The organism is Rhizobium sp. 768_B6_N1_8, from assembly GCF_051811225.1.
GTDB lineage: Bacteria > Pseudomonadota > Alphaproteobacteria > Rhizobiales > Rhizobiaceae > Rhizobium.
Window position 1 is genome coordinate 2,221,547 of sequence record NZ_JBPWPV010000001.1, and the last position, 21,893, is coordinate 2,243,439.

The window sequence follows — 21,893 nt, forward strand, 5'->3', positions numbered from 1 at the left end:
AGCGGGACTGAGTAAGTGACGGAATTGGGGCCGGAAGCGGACTGGCGGGCTCTGGGAAGTCACGCTGGAAAAGCCGCCTTCAACTGGTCACGGAGCTTCGACGACAACGCGTACGACAGTTGGGCAGGTTCCCACCTCCCTCAGCCTCCAGCCGCCTTCTTCTTCCGGTGGCCGGCCAGTTGATCCCCACAGGCCAAGTACAAGCAGAGAATGGATCACGAGATCACTGCATTGATCATTCCGCGCTCAACAGTGCCGTGTGCAATCGAGTTCCACAGGTTTAGTCCCTGAGGATCAGAGTACATGAGCCTTTTGCTGGACGACCATGGCGCGGATTCGAATTTCTTGACCTGTGACGAGGGTTCCGATCTTGACCTTAACAAGACCGCAGCCTCGGAGCTTACTGTCGATCGCGAGATCAAACAGCGCGCGATCTCTCAGGCGCCTCTCGGTCGAGGAAGAAGCGGATCGCCCAGATCTCGCGCTGCTTCAGTGGTTTCTTGACGCTGACCTTTCGGCCAGCGTTCCATGCAGGACGGCCCAGTAACTGCAGGATCGTGTTGTGCAATACCTATTTGAGTTCTCCTTCGGAGCGAAATTCCCTCGGCCCATTGCCGGTTGCCCTTCGGAAAGCGCGAGCGAAATTGGCTGGGGACGAATATCCCAGTTCCGCCGATACGCGCGTGATCGAATCGTTTGTATGCCGGAGTAATTCCGTGGCTCGCTGTGCCCTGACTACGTTCGCCAAGCTGCGAAAATCGGTGCCGGCCCGATTCAGCTCACGTTGCAGTGTTCGGACACTGGTGTCCATCAATAGTGCCGTGCTATCGATCGATATGCTGCCGGTGAGAACCTGGGTCCGGATCTGCTCCAAGATCACGTTGAGCAAATCCCTTGGAGCACCGCCCCGCCGCTCTCGCGCCACATCCTCGATGGTGACGATCGGCCATGAAGTGCTCCTCGCCATAGCGGACAGATGATGGCGTTCCGTGACGATGGTCACCGCGGGTGCGTTGAAATGGACCGGGCAATGGAAGACGTCTTCAAAAAGTCTCGTCTGGCTTGGCCTATCGGTATCAAGCTCGACGCGCAGCGGTCGCCAGTCAGGGGGCAAATAAGCCCTGAAGAGGCTAAGCAGGACGCCCGCCGCCGCGCACGCGGTGTTGCCCCACCCGGTACGGCCGGCTAGCGCAAAGACATAGCTGTATCGTACCTCGTTGCCGACGATCGCGACCGACATCCTGTCATCCGTACTATGAAAGCAAAGACCGGAGATGGCGCGCTCGATGGCCTTCCCCAGGGTGCCGGCACCCATCACGTAGCGTCCGTAGCTGCCGTAGTTAGCGACGTTCATCATCGGGGCAATCAGAACCCCAAAGTTGGCCTCACCGGCAGCGCGTGCAGCCGCTTCGACAAAGCCGATCACCGCCGCGTGCGGGATGAAGCAGTTCTCGCCCTCAATCAGTTCGAGATCAAAGCCTACGGCGCGATTGGCCTGGAGTAGTGCCTTTGGTCCCATTTCACGGCGTATGAAGGCCGGCATGCCATGCAATATGCGGTTGGAGATAACGGGAATCTCAGCCATGCATGCATTGCTCCAGAAATATTGCAACCGTGGCGTAAAATGAGTGGTTTCAAAATTAGGAATAGTGATTATTGCAGTAAAACGTGCGTGTCGCGCAAGCAAAGAAGCCTGCTTCCGAGAGAATTTCTGCTGTATCAACCGGAGGGAAGACCATGACGACCAGACGAAACTTGCTGATCGCAGCCACAGCTGTTGCGGCGACAGCGGTGCCGCTTAGGCCTCGACTGGCGGGAGCAGCCGATGACGTAGCTGACTTCCTGTTCGTCCAGACCGCAAGCGCGATGACCTTCGACAAAGCGGCGAACAAGCTGACGCTCGAAGGCATTGGCGCTACAACATTGTTTTTCTCTGACCGCCCCGAGCGCATTGCCGGGAATATGGGTACGACAGCGTTTGTGCCTTTCTGGAGCAAGGGCAAGGATAGCTTCCTCTCTGATCCGCCGAATGCAGACCTGTCCATCCTCGAAGCAAACAAGCTCCAACAGGTCGTCGTCGCCCTGGAGAATCCGGAACTGAACGGCCAGAACTTGACCTACACGTTGAAGGTGGTTGGCGGCGAGATGCCGGAGAAGGGCTCGAAGGTTTCCGTGTTCATCGACATCATCGGCATGCCGCTGACGCCGCTTTCATATGCGGGCGTGGCAAGGCGTGGCTTCCGACGCGCTGTTCTTTACTAGCCTCAGCCTGAAGCGAGGCAACCGACTTCGACACGACCTAAGAGGAGTAAGGCAAATGTTGACGAAGCGAGATCTACTTCGCTCGGCCGCGGTGATCGCTGCTGGTGCCGCGATTGTGAAGCCAAGCCTGCTGATGGCGCAAAGCTATCCAGATATTGTCGAGGCCAAGGACATTGCCGAGGAAGGCTTGATCTACGGCCTGCCGCTCGTGATGAACTATGCCATCATGTACGAGTACGCGGTAGACCGCAATTCAGGGCAGTTCAAGGCGCCGTTCAACCAAATCAAGAACGAGCCCAACGTTTACACTTACAAGGACACGGCAATCGTCACGCCCAACAGCGACACGCCGTATTCCTTCGTCTGGCTGGATTTGCGAGCTGAACCGGTGGTGCTTTCGGTGCCGGCGATCGACCCGAAGCGCTACTACTCTGTCATGCTCTGTGACGGCAATACCTACAATTACGGCTATATCGGCACCCGAGCCACGGGGAGCGATGCCGGCGACTACATGGTGGTCGGACCTGACTGGGAGGGTGACACCCCGGCGGGCATCAAGCAGGTTTTTCGTTCGAGCACGCAGTTTTCCCTCGCAGGTTATCGCACCCAGCTTTTTGGCCCGGATGATCTCGACAACGTCAAGAAGGTGCAGGCTGGCTACAAGGTGCAGATGCTGTCGGCCTTTCTGAAGCAGACGCCCCCAGCGGCCGCGCCAACCATCGACTTCCCCAAGATCGACAAAGAACTCGCGAAGACCAACTTCTTCGACTATCTCGACTTCGCTCTGCAATTCGCGCCGGCGCAGGGCAATGAGAAGGAGATAAGGGCCAAGCTGGCACGCCTCGGCATCGGGCCGGGTAAGTCCTTTGACTTCAAGGATCTGCCACTGGAGCACAAGCTGGAGATTGGCCTCGGCATGAAGGAGGGCCAGCGGAAGGTCGACGAGGCCGTCGACAATGCCGGCAAGGCGATCAATGGCTGGCGGGTTAGCGGTCTTCCAGGAGACAGTGCCCACTACAATGGTGACTGGTTGAAACGCGCCGTCGCTGCTCAGGCCGGCATCTATGGCAATGACCCGGAGGAAGCGACCTATCCGTTCACGCGCGTCGATAGCCAAGGCCAGACGCTCGACGGAAGCAAGCACAATTACATACTGACCTTCCCCTCCGGCCAACTGCCGCCGGTGAACTCCTTCTGGTCGGTCACGATGTATGACGGCAAGAGCCAGCTCCTGATCAAGAATCCGATCGATCGCTACCTCATCAACTCGCCAATGTTGCCGGGCATGAAAAAGAACGAGGATGGTTCGCTCACACTTTATATCCAGAAGGACAACCCCGGCGCGGACAAGGAAGCAAACTGGCTGCCTGCGCCCAATGACACGATCTATCTCGTCATGCGCCTGTATTGGCCGAAGACCGAAGCGCCGTCCATATTGCCGGCCGGCGAAGGAACGTGGCAGCCGCCGGCCGTCGTGGCGCAGTAATTGTCCCGACCATGCTGGTGCGCGGTACCGGATGTGAATGAGAAGAGAGCGACGACCACCACGACGAAACTACTTTGCGCCACCGCCGCGGTATTGCCAGGCTTGGTCATCTTATCCGCCGATACGACGGCTTCCGCACAGACCTATGAGATGACGACGCCCTTCTCACCGGGCGTCGCCGTGTCGGACAAGATTGATCTGTTTGCTGATGCATAAAGCCCCATGCGATGATCTGCTTGTCCGCTTTCGGGGCTGGGCTAGCTAGCTCCCTATGACACTCTGGGGGCGCAAAGCGGTCGTCTACGCCGAGATCGCCAAACGGCCGCTTCGCGCCCATAGCTGACGTCGCGCCGGACGATTGCTAACGGTCAGCAATGCGGCTCGATGCCAAGCCGCACGCCGCGCACCAGACGCCCAGCGCGATATGGGCCGCGACAACAGGCCAGAAAGCGATGCCGGCGATGCCGTGGCGAATCCATCCAAGAATGAGTATTGCGACCACGGCGAAGTTATAGAACAGCATCGCTGTCACCAATCCCTTGGCAGCCTTGCCTGCCAGGTCGTCCCGCGCAAGCCAGCAGGCGACGGCCAGACTCAGCACGGCCGCTCCGGCGACACGGGCGGCCGTCATGCCGGCAGGCGTGTCCGGCGCGGCCCCGAGCAGCATTTGAACCAGGAGCGCTGGTGCAATCAGCAATGCCAGTCCCGTCGCGGCTTCGACCACGCCTGTTACCGAAAACAGCAGCCTGGCATTTGCAGCCATCGTTCCAAACATGCCGCCCCCACTATTGCCCGAGCTTGAACGTCAGCTTGTCGATCTTGCCGGAGAACTTGAACGGAGCGTCGTAGCGATACTCGACCAGAGCGACCCCTGTGCGCGTATCCTGACCGACGTCGAAGCTTTCGTCCTCCGGAAAGGTGACGGGCGTCGTGTGTTCGACCGAGTTTGTCGCCACCTGCTTGCCGTCCACCGACAGGACGCCGCTACCGCCCTTGCCGAGGCCCGGACCATCGGACTTGAACTCGAAGGCGATTTGGTGCTTGCCGGGTTCCAGTTCCGGCCCCTCCCACATCGTGCGCTTCAGGTCGAGAAGGTTGTAGAGAAACACGACCCTGCCCCGCCCGACGCCGAAGTCGCCTTTGCTGAGAAACAGGCCGTAGCCGCCGAACCGTCCGCCCTCGGTCACGATCATGCCGTCCGCACCGCCTTCGGGTATCTCGACCTCGGCCGTGATCGTATAGGACCTGTTGAGGACACTCGGTGCAGCGCTCGGCGGCACACCGCTCAGTGCCCCCGAATAGGTGAACTCGGTTCGCCCGGCCGTCAGGTTGGGGCGCGGCGTGTTCCAACGGGAAAGCGTCGAATTGTCGAGCGGCAGCACATCGTACTTCTTCGCCTCGGAATAGAAGAGGTCCTGCATCTGCTTGAGCTTGTCGGGCATCTTGGCGGCCAGGTCGCTGAACTGGGTCGGGTCATCGTCAACGTTGTAGAGTTCCCAGTTATAGCCGGTGATGACGTCGGGCGGCGTGGCGGTGCTCAGCTCCCACGGCCGGGTTGCCGGCGTCGTCGCTGCCACCCAGCCATTGTCGTAGATGGCGCGATTGCCGAGCATCTCGAAATATTGCGTCGTATGCCGGGTGGGGACATCGGCATTTGCCTTGTCCCATGTGTAGGCCATGCTCACCCCTTCGACCGGCTTCTGAGCGATGCCGTTGATCGTCTCGGGTGCCGGGATGCCGGTGGCTTCGAGGATGGTCGGCACGATGTCGATCACGTGCGAGAACTGGCGGCGGATGCCGCCCACATCAGTGATGTGGCCGGGCCAGGACATCGCCACCCCTTGCGAGGTTCCGCCGAAATGCGACGGCACCTGCTTCACCCACTTGAACGGCGTGTCCATCGCCCAGGCCCAGGCTGCCGCAAAATGCGGGAATGTCCGCTCCGATCCCCAGAACGGATACCACAGCAACTGGTCCTTCACCGGCACCGGGATGCCGTTGAAGGTGGTGAACTCGTTCGGCGTACCGTTGAGCATGCCTTCGGCACTCGCGCCGTTGTCGCCGCCGATATAGATGATCAGCGTATTGTCGAGTTCGCCGAGATCGTCGACGGCCTGAATGACCCGGCCGATCTCATTGTCAGCGTAAGCAAGGTAGGCGCCGTAGATATCCGCCTGCTTGATGAAGAGTTTTCTCTCTTCCAGGCTCAGCGTATCCCATTGCGGCAGTTCCTTCGGCCACGGCGTCAGTTGCGCATTCTCGGGCATGATGCCGAGCCGTTTCTGGTTGGCGAAGATCGTCTCGCGCAGCTTGTTCCAGCCGTCGTCGAAGAGATGCATGTCGCTGATCTTCTTGATCCATTCCGGTGTGGGATGATGCGGCGCATGCGTGGCGCCCGGCACGTAATAGACGAGCCAGGGCTTGTCCGGCGCGATCTCCTTCAACTGCTTCATATATTGGATGGCCTCGTCGGCCATCGCCGTTTCCATGTTCCATCCGGGATTGCCTTCGAACGGGTAGATGGCCGTCGTGTTGCGGTAGAGATTCGGCTGCCACTGGCTGGCGTCGCCGCCGACGAAGCCGTAGAAATATTCAAAGCCCATTCCCGTCGGCCATTGATTGAACGGCCCTGCCTGGCTCGACTGATAGGACGGGGTATTGTGGTTCTTGCCGAACCACGATGTCGCATAGCCGTTCTCCTTGAGGATCGTGCCTATGGTGCCTTTCTCGACCGGGATGATGGAATCGTAGCCCGGATAGCCCGTCGCAATTTCGCCGACCACCCCGGAACCGACCGAATGATGGTTTCGGCCGGTAATCAACGCGGCCCGCGTCGGCGAACAGAGCGACGTCGAGTGGAAATTGGTAAAGCGCAGCCCCTGGTTTGCAATGCGATCCATGGCCGGGGTGGGAATGACGCCGCCGAAGGTGCTTGGGGCACCAAATCCCTGGTCATCGGTCATGATCAGCAGCACGTTCGGCGCACCCTTTGGCGGCGTGACACGCGGAGCCCACCAGGGCTGTGATTCAGACGCTTTTTCCTTGATCACCCCGCCGAAATTCGGCGTGGGTGGCGGAAGCTGCTTGCCGTCGAGGGTGATTGTGGCTCCCGGAGCCCCCGTTGCCGCCTGTGCGCCCGATGCCGCCTGTGCGAATGCCGCCGGACAGCCAAACCCGGTCAACGCTGTAAAACCCAGCGCTGCGAGCACGCCGCGAGAGATGTGCAGTACACTGTAGCGACGCATGGAACCCCTCCTCTTGGCTAAGCGGAGCAGCGTCTACCAAGAAGTACAGAACCAATATTCGCTCGTAGGAGCACAGAGGTCGGAACCTGGATCGGTCTGGCCAGAATCAACAGGAGCAATCGTTGGCAGCGCTTCCATCCCAAGACGCATGCAACCCTAGATAAGAATGCATGATTGCCGGCCCAGTGTACAGCAAAAACACCGGTTGATGCCGCGTGCCCCGCAGGGGCACTAAGTCCGCTTCGAACCGAACCCGGACGAACATGTCGGCCGACTGTGGTCTTTGGGCCCGCGCTCTGTCACCGCACAATTCCACGGTAAGAGTTTCCCAATCCGGCTCTGCTTGTGACCGTTGAGGATCGATGGCAGATCCTTCAGGCCAGGATCTCGGCGGCGAACACCTTCTGGACGATCTGCCAGCGCCCGTTGAGGTAAAAGCACGACAGCAGGTCGGTCACCTCCCGGGGCGGGATCCGCAGGCGGAGCTTGAGCAGCGCCATGTCACTGACAATGGCGATGGAGAGGATCTGGTCGGCGCGCACGCTGCCGGCATCCTGCGGTGAGGTCAGGCTCCGGACCGCATCGAGCCAGGCGGCAACAGGCGTAACCACCACGCTGTCGCCATCGCCGCGCCTGGTGACCAAGGCCGCGGGGTCGAAGATGGTCGCGAACGTGTCGGCGTCCATCGCGTAGGCGGCATCGAAGTAGGTTTTCGCCAAGGCGACCAATTCATCTATGTTTCCCGTCGGGGGCGTGTTCTGCAACGTCATTGTGGTTCCCTTCAACTTTCGTGTCCAGCTGAGTATAAGGACGGGCGCGGCAAGGTTTAGTCCGCGCGCACTAATCAGCCTTGTAAGCTGAGCTAAGCAATTGAGGGCGATCATGAAACCTTCCCTTCCGTCTGCCGGAGACTACAACCAGCTCCGCGCCTTCGTGGCCGTTGCCGGTTCGCTGAACTTCAGCCGGGCGGCCGAGAACCTCGGCGTGTCATCCTCGGCGCTCAGCCAGATGGTCCGAGGGCTCGAGGAGCGGGTCGGAGTCAGCTTGTTCAACCGCACCACCCGCAGCGTCTCCCTGACCGAGGCGGGGGCCAAGCTGTTCGAACGGGTACAGCCCGCCGTCGAGGAGCTGGCGGAGGCGCTGGGCGAGACCCGCGAGCGCCGCGCCCATCCCGCCGGGACCGTGCGGGTGCACTGCTTCCGGGCAGCCGCGGACCTCTACCTGACACCGATCCTCCGTGACTTCAGCGACGCCTATCCGCAGGTCGTGCTCGACGTCACGCTCGACGACGCCGTCGTCAACATCGTGGCCGAAGGCTATGACGTCGCCATCCGCCTCGGGGAGGTGATCGACAAGGACCTCATCGCGGTGAAACTCGGCCCGGACCTGCGCCAGACCGTGGTCGCCTCGCCCGACTATCTCGCCCGGCACGGGACGCCGGCTCATCCGCGCGACCTTCTCGCCCATCGCTGCATCGCCTGGCGATGGCCGGCGCAGAAGACGCCCTACAAATGGGAGTTCATGGAAAACGGCAAATGGTTCGAAGTCGCAATCGACGGCCCACTGATCTCCAACATGAAGGACTTCGGGGTGCAGGCGGCGGTCGACGGAGTGGGTGTTGCATTCGCCAGCCAGCAGCTGATCGCGCGCCACATCGCTGAAGGCCGCCTTGTCGCGCTGCTCGAGACCTGGTCCGCCCCCTTCCCCGGCTACTACCTCTGCTATCCGGCCCAACGGCAAATGGCGCCGCCGCTTCGCGCCGTGATCGACGCCATCCGCGCCGGCCCGCGCCAGAGTAACGGCGTCGAGGCGGCGGCGATCGGCGCGGCTGTTCCTCGAGGTCTGCGTCTGCACCAGTGACGCCGGGGAGTATCGCCGCCAAGCGCATCAACAAGAGTTTTCCGAAACCGCGCCGGGACGAATAGCTTTTCCCAGTAGCGTGACCGCCGGGGGCGTGTCATGCCGCTGACGGTTGGAGCGCCTTTCCGAGAAGGCTTGCGTTGGCGAACCGCGACGTCCGCTTAGGGCCGAGAGCGGTCATTGCGCCCGTCGCCATCCACGGTGCTTCACACTCGCGGCATCCCGTCAGATGCTGTCTCGTAATAGTGAATCTCAAGTAGCAGGCAGCCCATCTCTGATTTGAAGGGCCCATGAAAGACCCCTGGAGGACGGCATGCGTAAGTGTGTGCAGGGTAAGACACGGTTCCAGACGACGGATCGCCAACGATGAGGTCGCCTTCGAGAAGATAGACCTCTTCCCAATAGGTGTGCACGAAGGGTTTCTCGGTCCGCGCCTTCGGCAGGAAGCGGAGCAATCGCGTGCGATTACCCCTGCCGTTCTCTTCATCGAGCCATCCGGCCAATATCTTTTGCTCGATTCCGGCTGGATATCCGGGTGGGCTGTGCCAGCCCTCCCCCATGTTCACCTGGTGGAATTCCTTATGTTCCTTCAATGGAGCCAAGGGCGATGTCATACTTCCACCGCCGTGTGTGCGCGAAGTTCGCTTTCGAGTGAGTAGGAATCGAGCATCTCGTCGACCAATCGGGTGCCCGAATGCCAGTCGAACGTGCGGTAGCTGTGATTCCTGGTAACGAAATTCGCCCCCGCGTAAAACATCTCGTATTGGGTATGCCTGGAGCCGAACTCGGAGCCTATTGCGTCCCAGGCCAGCTTGAAGAGTTTCACCCGCCCCTCGGCACTTGTAACAGGCGATTGCTGGGTCTTTTCGATCAAGGTTTTGAGCTGGGGATCGGCGAAGTCCGCGATGCTCGACGGCAGCATGATCAGTCCGCCACCGGCGAGCTCGCGCAGCGCCGAAATCACTTCCGGATAGAGCTTCTGGGTGAGCACCTGTGCCGAATAGAGCGTGTGCCGGTCTGGAACGAAATAGTCGCCGCGGTTTTGGCCCTTGACCTCCATGGCATGCACCAGGGCGTCGACCATCGCGCACTGCGCCGCCAGTGTGCCGAGCGTCTCGCGCACCTGGGGAAAGCCGACAATGCCGTTAGCCTCGGCCATCCGATGCGCCAGCCCGACCAGAAAGCGCAATTTTACCATCAGGCGAACTTGTGCCTGATAGTTCTGCAGGACATGGGCAGGTGTGGCATGAAATTGCTCCTGACACATGCGGATGTCCTGATTGATGAAAACCCGATCCCACGGCACCTTGACATCATCGAAGTAGAGGATTGCATCATTCTCGTCAAAGCGGCTGGCAAGCGGGCTGTCGAAAGCGCTGGTTGCGTGCCCTTCGTAGGACTTGCGGGACATTATCGTAAGCCCACGCGCGTTCATGGGGACCACGAAGGAAACAGCATAGGATTCGTCGCCTTCCGAAAGCGGCTGAATGCAAGTGACGAAGACCTCGTTAGCCATGATGCCACCCGTGGCCAGCATCTTTGCGCCACGGATCGTCAGACCTTCTCCGTCCTGGTCGACAACACCCGCCGTCAAGGTGCGGTCCTGTTGCTGACCCGCGCTCTTTGACCGGTCCGCCTGCGGATTGATGATTACATATGTCAGGTAGAGATCGCTTTTGCAGGCATAGCGGTAATACTCCGCCAGAGCAGCGGCGCGCTTGGGATTGTAGGCCTGAAAGACCTCGATCCCCATCATCATACCCGCCAGACAGGAGGCCACGTGGTCCGGCGCGCGGCCGAGGAAACCGCAATGCAACGATGCCCAGGTCTCAATCGCCCGGCGCCGCTCCACCAATTCGGTGTAGTTACCCGGCATCTGCCAGATTCGGCTTGCAGGAGTGTTGCTGTCCGTCTGATAGGTCATGAGGGAGCGGTTCTGTTCCGCGCATTGAAAATCATAGAGCCGCGCAATCGAACCAATAGTCCGGCTGAAGGCCGGGTGGACGGTAACGTCATCTGCAAGCTTTCCTTCGAGGAACACCTGTCGGCCGTCGCGCAGGGTTTCGATATGCTGTGAGCCTGTTTTCAACATGTCATCACCCTCAATAGTGCATTGGCAAAGGCCAGGACGCTTCCATGCGTACTTCACGTTCCAGCGCGGCATATCGACCCTTGCTGTAGACAAGCGGCCGACGGTCGCGAAACGATTGGAATGCTGTCACTTTGCCGATGAACAGCAGATGGTCGCCGCCGTCATTGGCAGCCCAAGGCGCGCAATGAAAAACGGCAGCGGTTCCAGCAAGGATGATGCCGTGCCCCGCTTCAGTCTCGCAGGCGATGCCTTCCCACTTGTTGGTCAACGGTTTGGAAAACCGCTTCGACAAATTCGCCTGGTTCTCGGACAGCACATTGATCGAGTAACCGCTCACCTTCATCCATTGGGAGATGCTCGCGGCGCGGCGATCCATGGAGAAAAGGATCAGCGGCGGGTTGAAGGAAAGCGAGTTGAAAGAGCTGACCGTGACACCCAGCCTTTCCGGGCCGTTCACGCTGGTGACCACGCAAACCCCGGTCGGGAACTGTCCCAAGGCCAGCTTGAATGCAGTCACATCAAAGTCTGGTTCCATGCCCGCCCCCCGATGTCGACCGGTCTATTCGATAGCCGATCGCGTGATCTCAGTGATCATATTCGCTCTCCAGGATGTTGCGAGCCTAGATGACCGTCCGCGTGTCTTGCGACCAATGACGGGTCATGGGTGCCCGTAACGCGGCCAAGGTCCGAGCCAGATGCTCGCCAACCGCCGCAACGACCTGCTCCGCCTGCGAGGCGCGGATCGCATCCGCTATCGCCCGATGCTCGGCCAAGACGTCGTCGATCCGACTGCCGACGGAGATTGCATGCACGCCCATTCTGACTTGCCGATCGCGAAGGCTTTCGTAAAACGTCGCGAGAACCGGATTGCCGGCGGCTCTCACGATTGTCCGGTGGAATTCCCGGTCACTTTCAATGAACGCCACGCGATCGCTTCGAACCTGCTCCTGCTGGACGATCAGCCGATCCAGTTCATCGGCCAGCGAACTTCCAAACCGGCTTGCCTCCCGGGAGCACCATTCCTCGACCAAGCCGCGCGCCTGCATGATCGCGTCGACCTCGGATTCCGTGATCGGAGCGATATACGCGCCCTTCTTGGGCAAAATCGTCAACAACCCGTCGGCTTCCAGTCGCAGGAACGCCTCCCTTACCGGGGTACGTGAAACGCCTGTTTCTCGACAGACCTGCGCTTCCGTCAAGAAAGTCGCCTCATTGCGGGGCAGTGTCAGCACGTGCTGCTTCAGCCAGGCATAAACGACATCCTGCGCTGCATCACCTCGCTGGAGTGCGGCAAAGCCGCTGGCTGGTTTGGGTGACATAGACATGTTGTATACAATATGTGTATAACAGAGTCAAGATGGTCTTTTTCACCGGTTACTCTCACTGGCCGTGTACGCTGATGGAGATGTCTGCTTCGGGTCGACACCAGACGAGTATATCGGCCGGAACGCGCCAAAAGCGGGCGTGCCTACCCTCCCCGGTGCCCTTGCTGTGCCCGCGGCCTAATTCGGTTGTTGACGTTCTAGAGCATCCGGTGCCAGCGTCTTCCAGGCGGCCATGGCCATGGTGATGACTGTCTCAAGTTCGGCACGGCTTGCGCCGTCGCGCGCCTGCACCGAGAGACCGTGCATCACGGTGGTATAGTAGCGAGCGATGGCCGTCAGGCTCTCGGTCGAGGCAGCGAGGTCGCCATCGTGGACCCCTCTGACCAGCCGCTCCCTGATCTCCTCGAATTGCGCCCTGCGAATGTCGGCGAGGAATTCGCGTACCGGGTGGTTTTCTATCGTGCCGGTCGGCGCCGCAAGGACCAGCATGCATCCACGCGGCGAGCCGGGAATGGTGATTGTATCGGCCACGGCGCGCAGCATGGCGTGTATCGCCTCATGGGCCGTGGTCTGCTCGCGAAGTGCTACCCTCGGGGGCTGCCCCTGGGTCGCGGCATTGAGGGCCACGGCTTCGCGGAACAAGGCTTCCTTGCTTCCGAAGGACGCATAGATGCTGGCCGAAGCAATTCCCATGGCTTCGCTCAGGTCCTTCATGGAGGTTCCTTCGTAGCCGCGCTCCCAAAACAGATCCATTGCGCTGCGCAAAGCGACGTCCCGGTCAAATGTCAGTGGCCTGCCAGGCGTCGCCATCTCTTCTCCGATTTGTTTGTCGATCGACAAACTATAACTTGACGGATGTCGAACCGCCATGCATTTATTTATTTGTCGATCGACAAACAATTCTCGCAACCACCTTGAGCAAGGACCAGTCCCATGAGCGTCCCCGCCTTCATGCGTGCGTTACAGCAGACGTCCCTAAATGGCCCGCAGGATCTGCGGATGATCACCGATGCGCCGGTGCCGGTTCCCGGTCGCGGCGAAATCCTCATCCGCGTCTCCGCCGGTGGTATCAACATGGCCGACATCTCCCAGGCCTACGGCAAGTTTCGCGCTGGCCCGCAGCCTCCATATATTGCGGGTTTCGAGGGGGTGGGTGAAGTCGTGGCTCTGGGTGAAGGCGTGAGGACAGTGGCGCCTGGCGCTCATGTCATCGGGGTCGGATATGGTGCCTTTGCCGACTACATGGCGCTTCCAGCGATGGCCGCAGTACCAGTACCCAAGGGATGGTCGGACGAGCAGGCGCTTGGCCTGGTCGTGAACTTGCCAACGGCAGTGGCAGCGCTAAAGCTGCTCGGGCAGATCGAGAAGGGTGAGACCGTGCTGATCCATGCAGCGGCAGGCGCTACCGGCCAAGCTGCAGTCAAGATCGCCAGGCACTACGGCGCAACGGTGATTGCGACGGCCTCATCGGAGAAGCACGAGATCGTGCAATCCCTGGGAGCCGATCACGTCCTCGACTCCCGCACCGCCGATATCGCCGCCGAAGTGCTTCGTCTGACCGGCAACGCCGGCGCTGATCTGGTCATCGAGTCGGTCGGCGGCGAGACCTTCGAGGCCAGCCTGGCATCAGCGCGACGCATCACCGGCCGTGTCGTCGTGACAGGATTGCCCGCCGGCGAAGCACCGCTCACCAATTGGGACCTCGTCTATAAACATCAGGTCCACATTATCGGCTTCAACATGGGGGTGCTGATCGGCGCCGCGCCGCAGATCTTCGGTGCAGTCATGGGCGAACTGTTCGCGCTTATCGGTGCAGGCGTACTGTCCCCCGTCCAGCCAACCGTCTACGAACTTGCCGACGGGCCAAAGGCGCTCGCGGCATTGGAGGGCCGCTCCAGCGTCGGCAAGTTGGCACTGCGGCTCTGAACCCACTTCGTGACGTGGGGCATCGTGGTCCCTCAAGCTTCGACCGCTTTGCGCCACCAGAGGACATCGTGGCGTCGCAAACCTTCCCTATTTCTTCCGTCAATTTCATTGTGGCCGCCAAGGATACTGCCAATGGGATGGGAAGCGCTCGGCCAATGGGGTGAAGATGCGGTTCGCATCGAACCACTTACGGGTGGAGTTGCCAACGACGTGTGGAGCGTTCGCGTCCACGGGCAGATCGCAGTCGGTCGTCTCGGCTCCAGGACCGACGCTGATCTCGCATGGGAAACCGAGCTACTCCAACACCTCGACCGTGAAGGCATGACCGTTCCAGTGCCGATCCCGACGGCTGACGGCCGGCTGTTCGTGGACGGTCTGGTGGTGATGAAATACGTGGAGGGCGGACCGCCCGAGACGGAGTCCGACTGGCGTCGCGTGGCCGATACGCTCCGCGAGCTGCATCGCTTGACGCAGGGCTGGCCGCAGCGCCCATGCTGGCGATCGTCGACCGATCTCCTGCATGCCGAAACCGGAACGAGGATCAACCTTTCCGCGATGCCGCCTGAGGGTGTTGTCAGATGCCGAGCAGCCTGGGCGCGGCTAATCGGGCGTCAGACATGCGTCGTCCACGGCAACCCGAACAACCCTGGCAACGTCCGCATGAGCGCAGATCGGGTCGCGTTGATCGACTGGGATGAGTCACACGTCGACGTCCCCGACCTTGACCTGGTACTGCCCGGCAACGCTGCCGATCTCGACGACGGCGCGCATGACATCGCCGCGCAAGCGTCAGCCGCATGGGAAGCCGCCGTCTGCTGGCAGGACGAGTACGCAGTCAAGCGGCTTGCCGAAGTTCGAGCGGTCTGAGCAGTTCGGCGGATCGACGGGTCGTATCCATGCCGGAACCTCGCGGGCTACGGCATTGCACCACAAGCAGCCTTTACGCCGGGCTCAGCGGAGTGCAACCTTTGCGCTTGCACCACTGCGATTCTGCGGGTTTACGTCGCTGGGATACTGGCATCCCCAACATATTGGTCCAAGTTCGGCAAGATGACGCTTCGATGCCTCGATATGTTTCTTTGATGGATGCGGCCAGCCTTTTGGCGACAGTCGAGCGTGTTCTCGTTATTGGATGTTCGGGAGGCGGCAAGACAACCTTCTCTGCAAAGATCGCGGATTTGCACCGCCTGGAATTCCAGTCACTCGACCGGGATGTGCGGTGGCTGCCAGGCTGGATAGAGCGTGATCGTAGCGAGCAAAGAGCAATCATATCGGATATGGTCCAACGTGACCGATGGGTCATGGACGGCAGTGGAGCGTCTTCCTTCGACCTGAGATTGCCGCGAACTGATCTGGTTCTGTGGGTTCGATTGCCGAGATGGGTTGCACTGATTGGTCTGTTGAAGCGCGTATCTCGTTTCTATGGTTCAGTTCGCCCGGCGATGGCTGAAGGGTGCCCCGAGCCACTGCCGGATCGAGACTTCCTGTCATACATCTGGAACTTCGAGAAAAAATACGCCCCGCTTTTTGTGATGCAAATCGAGCGTTACGGGCCGGACGTTCCGGTAGCCGTGCTCAACTCTCATCGCGAGATGGACCGGCTCCTTCAACTCTCGGGCAGACCTATCGCTCGATAACGCAATGACCGCGACGGCCCGAGAGCTGTCGTCTACCCATTCCGGAATGCACGGGAAATGCGCCGGAAGCGGACGGCTGAATTCATAGAATCTCGAATATATCGTACTCGACACCACCCGCGTGCCGGCCGCCTTGCGCAACCGCGACAATTTGGTTGAGCCACGCGTGCCGTGGTGCGGCCGTCTCGAAATAGGGTGTTGTTCGCAGATAATATTCCGAGGGGTCGACCGCCTCGCCATTCGCAAGACGCTCGTCGACGCTCTGGGAGGAGCGCCTGACGCCGCGATAGGTCATAAGGATCAGACCGCCGTCGTCAGCGGCGAGCAGGAGCCTGACATCCTGCTGAAATGTGCCGTCCCCGCGGCCGAGCAGGAGATCGGAGCCGATCAGCGGCGATACCTCTCCTTTCAGTCGCTCACCCCGGAAATGTCCACCGGAGACGGGAAATATACGCCGGCTACCGGCTGGCGTCTGGCCGAGCTCAAGCGCCGGATGAAGTGTCATGAAGAGTGTCATTAAGTGCCGAGATTGCAGGGCCATATCGGATCGCCTATTGTTTGTTTGAGCCCTGGAGCGTGTCGCGATCCTTCAGATCCGCTCGCCGCGCCTCAGGTCTTCGGGTTTGCGCGACAAGCTCTAGCTGAAGGCGCCCTGCTCCCAAAACGCGCTTTGCTTGGCACCTTCACAAGCAAAACTCATCAAGAGAGAAGAGATCATGCGGCCGCCGTTGGAGTCTCTGCGAATTCTGGAAGCATGCGTTTCCGCCTCCAGCTTTGCCCGCGCCGCCGAAAGGCTGTGTCTGACACCTGCGGCCGTCAGTCTCCGTATCCGCACACTGGAGGCCGAGCTTGGCCAGCCATTGTTCGTGCGCGCGGGGCGACGCGTCGTGCCGACGGCTGCGGCCGCTCAACTGGCGGGCCGAATTCGCCACGCACTGGATGGCATTGCCGGCGCGCTCGATGAATTTCAGGCTGCGACGCCGCCACTCAGATTGACGGCGCCTCCGACATTCGCCTCTCGCTGGCTGGCACCTAGGCTGGCGCGTTATCCCTCGGCAGGCGGATCGCCGATCGAGGTCGACGTCTCCGCCGATATTCGCGACCCGAGCGCGTTTGACGTCGCCATCAGGACGGGTCGTGGCGGCTGGGAAGGGTTTGACGAATACCGGCTCGCGCCGGTTGAAGTGACGCCCATGCTGGCCCCCTTTCTGCTCGGAACGCGGACCCTGGACAGGCCGGAGGCGCTCGCCGATTTCGAGCTGTTGCCGCATCCGGATTGGCAGGCATGGTTCAGGGCCGCTCAAAGCGAGATTCCGCAGGCTCTGCGGTTTGCGGCAGTCGATTACCCCACGCACGAGCTTGACGCCAATGCAGCGGTGGCAGGCGCAGGTGTCGCGCTTCTGTCGCCCTTGTTGTTTCGCCCGCTCCTGGAAAAGGGCCTCCTCATCGCCCCTTTCCCCTATGTCCTGAGCGGGCCGGCCTGGCATTTTGCGTTGATGCGTGCCGACGACCCCCGTCTCGCGCCTCGCCAGCTCTGCGCCTGGCTTCACGAGGAGGCTTACGCGCCGCTCTTGAGCCAGACTGACCGCCTGCCGAGCTAGGCCCGTCGGTCACGTTGCGAAATAGCGCGTTGGTGTTGTCCCGAGTGCCTTCTTGAACATCACGATGAAGGCGGTGACGGACTCGTAGCCGAGGTCGCTCGACACCCTCTGGACCGTCGCGCCGCTGGCGAGTTCGCGCAGCGCGATGACCAGGTGCAGCTGCCGCCGCCACCGGCCGAAGGTCAGCCCCGTTTCCTGAACCATCAGCCGCTTCAGGGATCGCTCGCTCATGGCGACATGGGCGGCCCATTCCGCCAGGGTGCGGCGGTCGCTCGGCTCTGCCGTCAGGGCAGCGGCGATCATGGCGATCTTCGGGTGGCTGGACACCGGCAGCTCCAGCCCCTCTTTCGGCATGAGCGCCAGTTCGTCCAGCAAGACACGCACGAGACGGCCGACATGGTCATCAGGAGCATAGCTGCCCTGTACATCCGCCAGGCGCAGGATCATCTCGCGCAGCATCGGCGAAACGGACAGCGTGCAGCATTCCTGCGGCAGGGCCGCAGCATCCGGTTCGACAAACAGGTAGGACAGGCGAGCGTTGGACGTGACCTGATTGCTGTGCGGCACGCCGCCCGGGATCCAGATCCCGCAGTCCGGCGGGACAATCCAAAGGCCGTTTGCGGCCCTGCAGGTGACGGCCCCGTGCAAGGCAAGGATGAGCTGCCCCTGCCGGTGCTGGTGCTGCGGCACCTCGGCTTGGTAGTCGCTGAAGTCGACATGCAGGGCGACCGCCGGGCGACCCAACCGGTCGGGGTCGGGATCGAAGTCCACGCTGCAGGGGCGCAGCGTCCTAGCGGATTGGCCTGATTTGGAGATCATATGGCATTATCTCCAAATTCGCGTGCAGTGCAATTCGCTACAAGCGGACATCAACAACGCGATGGAGACTATCATGAGAATTGCTGTCGTCGGCGCAACCGGCAGAGTCGGCGCCCAACTCACCCGAAAGCTGCTGAGCGCAGGACATCAGGTAAAGGCCCTGTCGAGGGGCGGTCCAGCCCTAGAGGCACTGGCCGAAATAGGCGCGGAGCCATTCCTCGGAAGTTTTGACACGGGTGCGGGAGAGCTCGACAAATTCTTTCAGGATGCCGATGCCGCCTTCCTGATGGTCAAGACCGACTGGAACAACCTGCAAGGCCACTATCCCGTGGTTGCCCAACGCTTCGTCGATGCGCTTGGCAATTCCTCCGTCAAACTGGCGGTGAGCCTGTCGGCCATGGGATCGGACGTGAAAGGCGAGACCGGCCATTTTGAATGTTTCTACCATCTTGATGAGAAGCTGAACGAACTTACCAATATCGACCTGGTCCATCTGCGCGCCGCCTGGTTCATGGAGGATGTGCTGGCGTGGACGGCGCCAGTCGCCAGATATGGTCGGATCGCCTGGTCCTGTAAGCCCGATCTGAAGATGCCCTGGGTGGCGACGGATGACATCGCATGGCTTGCGGCCAGGGAACTGACAAATCCGACGGGCAAGCACCGGGTGATCCGCGAGGTCGGCTCGGAAGATATCTCGATGAATGAATTGGCCGCGATCATCGGCAGAGAGATCGGCCGGCCGGTGGAGTACCGGTACATCGAAAGAACGCGCAAGGACGTGGAAGCTGAATTTCTCAAGCGCTTCGGGACTTCAGAGAGATGGCACTATGACACCCTGACCGCTGACGCTTTGAACGATGGCCTGGTGCGGTTCCATGGTGAGCGTGAGGTTCGCCCTTCTCTGCCCACCAAGATGGAAACGTTCATCAGAGACGTCTGGAAGCCGCGTTACCTGGAGTCGGTTGCGGACGGACACGAACCCGAGACATTTCATATGTGGAGCGCAAAGGAATAGTTGGGAAGCCCAGTATCGGCCCATCAGTAACGTTTCCCTGGCCAGGCGGACCCGCCTGTCGAGCGACGCTTGGCAAAGGAACATGCGGGTACCGTGCGTCCGAATGGACGCACGGTGCTCCAAGGGGCGGCATGAAGACCGACGAAAGCCTCAACCGCTTGGCGCGGCAAGCAGTCATTGCGGTTGTTCCTAAACGGCTTACTCTGGGATGCCGCAGAAATCAGGAAAACAAGTATCGCTCTAATCGGGACTTTTGCGAAAACCACCGTCTAGGAGGCGCGATGAGTGCAGGAAATGAGGTTGCAGGAGCTGTCTCCATTTCTGACGAATTCGAGAGCTTGCACGAGATCGTCGTAAAAGCACACCAGGTTCTGCCCAAGGAAAAGTGGGACAGCCTCACAGGAGGCGCGGAAACGGAGACGACGCTCAAACGTAACCGTCTGGCCATCGATTCCATCGCTTTCAAACCGCGCGTGTTGCGCAACGTCAGCACCGTCGACCTCTCAGTCGAGTACTTCGGCCGCAAGCTGCGACTGCCAGTATTTCTCGCGCCAACCGGCCCATTGAACCTATTTGGCGATGGCGGCGGCGCAACCGTTGCAAAAGCCGCTCAAGCTTTCGACATAGGCCACATGCTCAGCTCAGGCTGCACGCCGCTTGAGACTGTCGCCGAGGCCGCTCCATCGGCCCTGCGAATGGCGCAGCTCTATGTCAGAGGCGACGATGGCTTCGTGCATGAATATATTGGCCGGGTTCTTGCGCATGGCTACGCTGCGATCTGCCTGACTGTCGATAGCGCCGTTCTCGCTCGCCGCGATCGAGACATTGCCAACCGTTATCGCACGGCCGGATTAGGAAAGCGGCCCGATCAGTCCCACCAGGCCGCCCTTGATTGGCGAACCGTCAAGTTGATCAAGGACACCTACCACATACCGCTCGCGCTCAAAGGTATTGCTACGGCAGAAGATGCTCGTATTGCGGTCGATCATGGAGTGGATTGGATTTATGTCTCGAACCACGGGGGCCGCCAGCTCGATCATGGGCGTGGAACAGTTGACATCCTGCCTGAAATTATCGACGCCATAGCCGGCCGGGCAAGGGTGATGGTCGATGGAGGTTTCTGTCGCGGATCGGATATCATCAAAGCCCTCGCGATAGGCGCTGACTTGGTCGGTCTTGGCCGCATGCAGTGCTATGCCCTCGCTGCGGGAGGCGAAGCGGCAATCATTCGCATGCTCGAGCTGTTGGAAGACGAAATGCTTCGTTCGATGGCTTTGCTTGGCGTCCCGACCATTGGGGAACTGGGTCGATCGTATCTGCACCCGGCAGCCCCGGTCGCCATACCAAGCGCCTTGAGCGCCTTTCCGCTGATAGATCTGTCGCGAACTTCCTGACCCTAACTTTCGCGACAAAATCGCCGGCGCTGAATTTTCAGGGAAAATCCTGTCGCAAAACTCGCTTGCAAAAGTCAAAGTTTCGCGACTGATATCTGCGACAATTCAGAGGGCGAACAGTCCAAGGGCAGCCTTCACCTCTTCAAGCGTCCGCTCCGTAGGCTCTCGCGCCTTCCGAGTTCCTTCCTTCAGCACGTTCAGGACAAAGGCAGGGTCGGAGGCAACCTCCTTTCGGCGTTGCCGGATTGGCGCTATCAATGCCTGAAGAACCTCTTCCAGTTGGCGTTTCACCGCCACGTCGCCAAGGCCTCCTCGACGGTAACGCACCTTCAAGTCTTCAACAACGAAGAGATCGTCACAAAAAGCGTCGAGATAGGTGAACACGACATTGCCCTCGACCATGCCAGGGTCGGAAGCCCGAAGATGGTTGGGATCGGTGTACATTTGACGTACGGCGGCCCGTATTTCGTTGGAGGACGCCGAAAGGGGGATCGCATTACCCAAGGATTTGCTCATCTTAGCCTTACCGTCGATACCCGGTAGGCGGCCGACCTTCGAAATCATCGCCTCAGCCTCGGGCAAAAGATCGTGGCCGATCTGGCGATTGAGGCGGCGGACGATCTCGTTGGTCTGCTCGATAAGAGGCGCCTGGTCCTCGCCAACCGGAACCAAACACGCCTTGAACGCCGTAATGTCAGCGGCCTGAGATACGGGATAGCAGAGAAAACCTGCCGGGACATCGCGATCGAAGCCCCGAAGCTGGATTTCCGTCTTGATGGTGGGATTCCGTTCGAGCCGCGCGACCGTGACGAAATTCATATAGAGCATCGTTAGTTCAGCCAAGGCAGGCAGGGCCGATTGAACGCAGATCGTCGTCAGATTGGGGTCTATTCCCACGGCAAAATAATCGAAGGCAACTTCAAGCACGTTGCGCCGCACTTTGTCCGGATCGTGTGCGTTGTCGGTCAATGCTTGCGTATCTGCAAGAAGCAGGAACTGCCGGTGCGTGTGTTGCAATGTAGTTCGGTTTTTCAGTGACCCGGCATAGTGACCGAGGTGGAGAGGACCGGTGGTGCGATCGCCTGTAAGAATGATCGGCTTTTCAGTTTCCGAATTGGACATAACGTGCTCCGTAAGGGGAGCCGCCGCGATCGGAACAATGATGGGATTTGTCCATGCCTTGCCGCGTCACGGCGGCAAGGGTCAAGCTCAAGATGACGACTGCCGCTCC

23 protein-coding genes and 1 pseudogene are annotated in these 21,893 nt (G+C 60.3%); 10 read left to right on the forward strand and 14 right to left on the reverse strand.

All coding sequences use genetic code 11. The features are described 5' to 3' along the window. Window positions 1-215: 215 nt before the first annotated feature. From AB8B33_RS11360 to AB8B33_RS11370, 3 genes and pseudogenes are all read right to left on the reverse strand, one after another. Window positions 216-305: a hypothetical protein gene (locus tag AB8B33_RS11360; RefSeq protein ID WP_439015447.1), complete on the reverse strand. Its 90-nt coding sequence runs from the start codon at window positions 303-305 to the stop codon at window positions 216-218. Window positions 306-309: 4 nt separating this feature from the next. Beyond that, window positions 310-575, reverse strand: a pseudogene (locus AB8B33_RS11365) (integrase); the annotation flags it as partial. Beyond that, complete coding sequence (locus AB8B33_RS11370; RefSeq protein ID WP_439015448.1) at window positions 572-1,585, reverse strand: AraC family transcriptional regulator ligand-binding domain-containing protein; 1,014 nt, start codon at window positions 1,583-1,585, stop codon at window positions 572-574. The gene AB8B33_RS11370 and the pseudogene AB8B33_RS11365, both read right to left, overlap by 4 nt. 83 nt (window positions 1,586-1,668) lie before the next feature. On the opposite strand from AB8B33_RS11370, the gene AB8B33_RS11375 reads away from it, so the two are divergent. Genes AB8B33_RS11375 through AB8B33_RS11385 form a run of 3 tightly spaced genes read left to right on the forward strand, consistent with a single transcriptional unit; the run spans window position 1,669 to window position 3,964 of the window. Next, a complete protein-coding gene (locus tag AB8B33_RS11375) occupies window positions 1,669-2,262 on the forward strand; it encodes a hypothetical protein (RefSeq protein WP_439015449.1) in 594 nt (197 codons plus the stop codon). A 55-nt stretch (window positions 2,263-2,317) separates the two neighbouring features. Continuing rightward, the gene (locus tag AB8B33_RS11380) at window positions 2,318-3,748 is read left to right on the forward strand and encodes a DUF1254 domain-containing protein (RefSeq protein ID WP_439017234.1); all 1,431 of its coding nucleotides are present in this window, start codon (window positions 2,318-2,320) and stop codon (window positions 3,746-3,748) included. 33 nt (window positions 3,749-3,781) lie between these two features. Then, a complete protein-coding gene (locus AB8B33_RS11385) occupies window positions 3,782-3,964 on the forward strand; it encodes a hypothetical protein (RefSeq protein ID WP_310386241.1) in 183 nt (60 codons plus the stop codon). A gap of 145 nt (window positions 3,965-4,109) precedes the next feature. Here AB8B33_RS11385 and AB8B33_RS11390 read toward each other — a convergent pair whose 3' ends face one another. From AB8B33_RS11390 to AB8B33_RS11400, 3 genes are all read right to left on the reverse strand, one after another. Further along, entirely contained in the window at window positions 4,110-4,523 is a 414-nt protein-coding gene (locus tag AB8B33_RS11390; protein WP_439015450.1) for a hypothetical protein, read from the reverse strand. Between the two features lie 10 nt (window positions 4,524-4,533). Further along, entirely contained in the window at window positions 4,534-6,993 is a 2,460-nt protein-coding gene (locus tag AB8B33_RS11395) for an arylsulfatase (RefSeq protein ID WP_439015451.1), read from the reverse strand. 374 nt (window positions 6,994-7,367) lie between these two features. Then, window positions 7,368-7,763 carry a nuclear transport factor 2 family protein gene (locus AB8B33_RS11400; RefSeq protein ID WP_439015452.1) on the reverse strand — a complete coding sequence of 132 codons (396 nt, stop codon included), beginning with the start codon at window positions 7,761-7,763 and terminating at the stop codon, window positions 7,368-7,370. A 112-nt stretch (window positions 7,764-7,875) separates the two neighbouring features. Between AB8B33_RS11400 and AB8B33_RS11405 the strand changes: the two genes are divergently transcribed. Then, a complete protein-coding gene (locus tag AB8B33_RS11405) occupies window positions 7,876-8,853 on the forward strand; it encodes a LysR family transcriptional regulator (RefSeq protein WP_439015453.1) in 978 nt (325 codons plus the stop codon). A 206-nt stretch (window positions 8,854-9,059) separates the two neighbouring features. On the opposite strand, the gene AB8B33_RS11410 is transcribed toward AB8B33_RS11405, so the two are convergent. The 5 genes from AB8B33_RS11410 to AB8B33_RS11430 form a co-directional block, all read right to left on the reverse strand. Beyond that, a complete protein-coding gene (locus AB8B33_RS11410; RefSeq protein WP_439015454.1) occupies window positions 9,060-9,467 on the reverse strand; it encodes a cupin in 408 nt (135 codons plus the stop codon). Next, entirely contained in the window at window positions 9,464-10,945 is a 1,482-nt protein-coding gene (locus tag AB8B33_RS11415; RefSeq protein WP_439015455.1) for a 4-hydroxyphenylacetate 3-hydroxylase family protein, read from the reverse strand. The genes AB8B33_RS11410 and AB8B33_RS11415 overlap by 4 nt, the downstream gene beginning before the upstream one ends. Window positions 10,946-10,955: 10 nt before the next feature. Continuing rightward, on the reverse strand, window positions 10,956-11,480 hold the full coding sequence (locus tag AB8B33_RS11420; protein ID WP_439015456.1) for a flavin reductase family protein: 525 nt from the start codon (window positions 11,478-11,480) through the stop codon (window positions 10,956-10,958). Between the two features lie 85 nt (window positions 11,481-11,565). Beyond that, window positions 11,566-12,270, reverse strand: coding sequence for a GntR family transcriptional regulator (locus tag AB8B33_RS11425; RefSeq protein WP_439015457.1), 705 nt, complete (start codon window positions 12,268-12,270; stop codon window positions 11,566-11,568). A 177-nt stretch (window positions 12,271-12,447) separates the two neighbouring features. Further along, window positions 12,448-13,140, reverse strand: coding sequence for a TetR/AcrR family transcriptional regulator (locus AB8B33_RS11430; protein WP_439017235.1), 693 nt, complete (start codon window positions 13,138-13,140; stop codon window positions 12,448-12,450). Between the two features lie 63 nt (window positions 13,141-13,203). Here AB8B33_RS11430 and AB8B33_RS11435 point away from each other — a divergent pair, with 63 nt between their 5' ends. The 3 genes from AB8B33_RS11435 to AB8B33_RS11445 all read left to right on the forward strand — a co-directional run bounded on the left by AB8B33_RS11435 (window position 13,204) and on the right by AB8B33_RS11445 (window position 15,833). Then, window positions 13,204-14,196 (forward strand): NADPH:quinone oxidoreductase family protein, encoded by a 993-nt coding sequence (locus tag AB8B33_RS11435; protein ID WP_439015458.1) that lies wholly within the window; start codon window positions 13,204-13,206, stop codon window positions 14,194-14,196. Window positions 14,197-14,328: 132 nt separating this feature from the next. Then, entirely contained in the window at window positions 14,329-15,063 is a 735-nt protein-coding gene (locus AB8B33_RS11440) for a phosphotransferase (RefSeq protein ID WP_439015459.1), read from the forward strand. Between the two features lie 194 nt (window positions 15,064-15,257). After that, complete coding sequence (locus tag AB8B33_RS11445; RefSeq protein WP_310388592.1) at window positions 15,258-15,833, forward strand: AAA family ATPase; 576 nt, start codon at window positions 15,258-15,260, stop codon at window positions 15,831-15,833. Between the two features lie 82 nt (window positions 15,834-15,915). Here AB8B33_RS11445 and AB8B33_RS11450 read toward each other — a convergent pair whose 3' ends face one another. Next, window positions 15,916-16,374 carry a DUF3237 domain-containing protein gene (locus AB8B33_RS11450; RefSeq protein ID WP_310388594.1) on the reverse strand — a complete coding sequence of 153 codons (459 nt, stop codon included), beginning with the start codon at window positions 16,372-16,374 and terminating at the stop codon, window positions 15,916-15,918. 175 nt (window positions 16,375-16,549) lie between these two features. Between AB8B33_RS11450 and AB8B33_RS11455 the strand changes: the two genes are divergently transcribed. Next, window positions 16,550-17,434, forward strand: a complete 885-nt coding sequence (locus AB8B33_RS11455; RefSeq protein ID WP_310388596.1) for a LysR family transcriptional regulator — start codon at window positions 16,550-16,552, stop codon at window positions 17,432-17,434. A 9-nt stretch (window positions 17,435-17,443) separates the two neighbouring features. Here AB8B33_RS11455 and AB8B33_RS11460 read toward each other — a convergent pair whose 3' ends face one another. Beyond that, window positions 17,444-18,253, reverse strand: coding sequence for an AraC family transcriptional regulator (locus tag AB8B33_RS11460; RefSeq protein ID WP_310388599.1), 810 nt, complete (start codon window positions 18,251-18,253; stop codon window positions 17,444-17,446). A gap of 73 nt (window positions 18,254-18,326) precedes the next feature. Here AB8B33_RS11460 and AB8B33_RS11465 point away from each other — a divergent pair, with 73 nt between their 5' ends. Together AB8B33_RS11465 and AB8B33_RS11470 are read left to right on the forward strand one after the other, a co-directional pair. Continuing rightward, complete coding sequence (locus AB8B33_RS11465) at window positions 18,327-19,268, forward strand: NmrA family NAD(P)-binding protein (RefSeq protein ID WP_439017236.1); 942 nt, start codon at window positions 18,327-18,329, stop codon at window positions 19,266-19,268. Between the two features lie 281 nt (window positions 19,269-19,549). Further along, window positions 19,550-20,662 (forward strand): alpha-hydroxy acid oxidase, encoded by a 1,113-nt coding sequence (locus AB8B33_RS11470; protein WP_439017237.1) that lies wholly within the window; start codon window positions 19,550-19,552, stop codon window positions 20,660-20,662. 105 nt (window positions 20,663-20,767) lie between these two features. Here the strand turns inward: AB8B33_RS11470 and trpS are convergent, their stop codons facing one another. Continuing rightward, window positions 20,768-21,784, reverse strand: a complete 1,017-nt coding sequence (gene trpS, locus AB8B33_RS11475; protein ID WP_439015460.1) for a tryptophan--tRNA ligase — start codon at window positions 21,782-21,784, stop codon at window positions 20,768-20,770. Between the last annotated feature and the right edge of the window lie 109 nt (window positions 21,785-21,893).

Excerpts from the sequence above, each read along its gene's own strand:
- AB8B33_RS11460 (WP_310388599.1), bottom strand. The coding sequence starts at position 18,253 with ATGATCTCCAAATCAGGCCAATCCGCTAGGACGCTGCGCCCCTGCAGC.
- AB8B33_RS11420 (WP_439015456.1), bottom strand. The coding sequence starts at position 11,480 with ATGGAACCAGACTTTGATGTGACTGCATTCAAGCTGGCCTTGGGACAG.
- AB8B33_RS11430 (WP_439017235.1), bottom strand. The coding sequence starts at position 13,140 with ATGGCGGTTCGACATCCGTCAAGTTATAGTTTGTCGATCGACAAACAA.
- AB8B33_RS11405 (WP_439015453.1), top strand. The coding sequence starts at position 7,876 with ATGAAACCTTCCCTTCCGTCTGCCGGAGACTACAACCAGCTCCGCGCC.
- AB8B33_RS11465 (WP_439017236.1), top strand. The coding sequence starts at position 18,327 with ATGAGAATTGCTGTCGTCGGCGCAACCGGCAGAGTCGGCGCCCAACTC.
- AB8B33_RS11410 (WP_439015454.1), bottom strand. The coding sequence starts at position 9,467 with ATGACATCGCCCTTGGCTCCATTGAAGGAACATAAGGAATTCCACCAG.
- trpS (WP_439015460.1), bottom strand. The coding sequence starts at position 21,784 with ATGTCCAATTCGGAAACTGAAAAGCCGATCATTCTTACAGGCGATCGC.
- AB8B33_RS11445 (WP_310388592.1), top strand. The coding sequence starts at position 15,258 with ATGCCTCGATATGTTTCTTTGATGGATGCGGCCAGCCTTTTGGCGACA.
- AB8B33_RS11455 (WP_310388596.1), top strand. The coding sequence starts at position 16,550 with ATGCGGCCGCCGTTGGAGTCTCTGCGAATTCTGGAAGCATGCGTTTCC.
- AB8B33_RS11415 (WP_439015455.1), bottom strand. The coding sequence starts at position 10,945 with ATGTTGAAAACAGGCTCACAGCATATCGAAACCCTGCGCGACGGCCGA.
- AB8B33_RS11360 (WP_439015447.1), bottom strand. The coding sequence starts at position 305 with ATGTACTCTGATCCTCAGGGACTAAACCTGTGGAACTCGATTGCACAC.
- AB8B33_RS11435 (WP_439015458.1), top strand. The coding sequence starts at position 13,204 with ATGAGCGTCCCCGCCTTCATGCGTGCGTTACAGCAGACGTCCCTAAAT.
- AB8B33_RS11470 (WP_439017237.1), top strand. The coding sequence starts at position 19,550 with ATGAGTGCAGGAAATGAGGTTGCAGGAGCTGTCTCCATTTCTGACGAA.
- AB8B33_RS11400 (WP_439015452.1), bottom strand. The coding sequence starts at position 7,763 with ATGACGTTGCAGAACACGCCCCCGACGGGAAACATAGATGAATTGGTC.
- AB8B33_RS11370 (WP_439015448.1), bottom strand. The coding sequence starts at position 1,585 with ATGGCTGAGATTCCCGTTATCTCCAACCGCATATTGCATGGCATGCCG.
- AB8B33_RS11390 (WP_439015450.1), bottom strand. The coding sequence starts at position 4,523 with ATGTTTGGAACGATGGCTGCAAATGCCAGGCTGCTGTTTTCGGTAACA.
- AB8B33_RS11450 (WP_310388594.1), bottom strand. The coding sequence starts at position 16,374 with ATGGCCCTGCAATCTCGGCACTTAATGACACTCTTCATGACACTTCAT.
- AB8B33_RS11395 (WP_439015451.1), bottom strand. The coding sequence starts at position 6,993 with ATGCGTCGCTACAGTGTACTGCACATCTCTCGCGGCGTGCTCGCAGCG.
- AB8B33_RS11440 (WP_439015459.1), top strand. The coding sequence starts at position 14,329 with ATGGGATGGGAAGCGCTCGGCCAATGGGGTGAAGATGCGGTTCGCATC.
- AB8B33_RS11380 (WP_439017234.1), top strand. The coding sequence starts at position 2,318 with ATGTTGACGAAGCGAGATCTACTTCGCTCGGCCGCGGTGATCGCTGCT.
- AB8B33_RS11425 (WP_439015457.1), bottom strand. The coding sequence starts at position 12,270 with ATGTCTATGTCACCCAAACCAGCCAGCGGCTTTGCCGCACTCCAGCGA.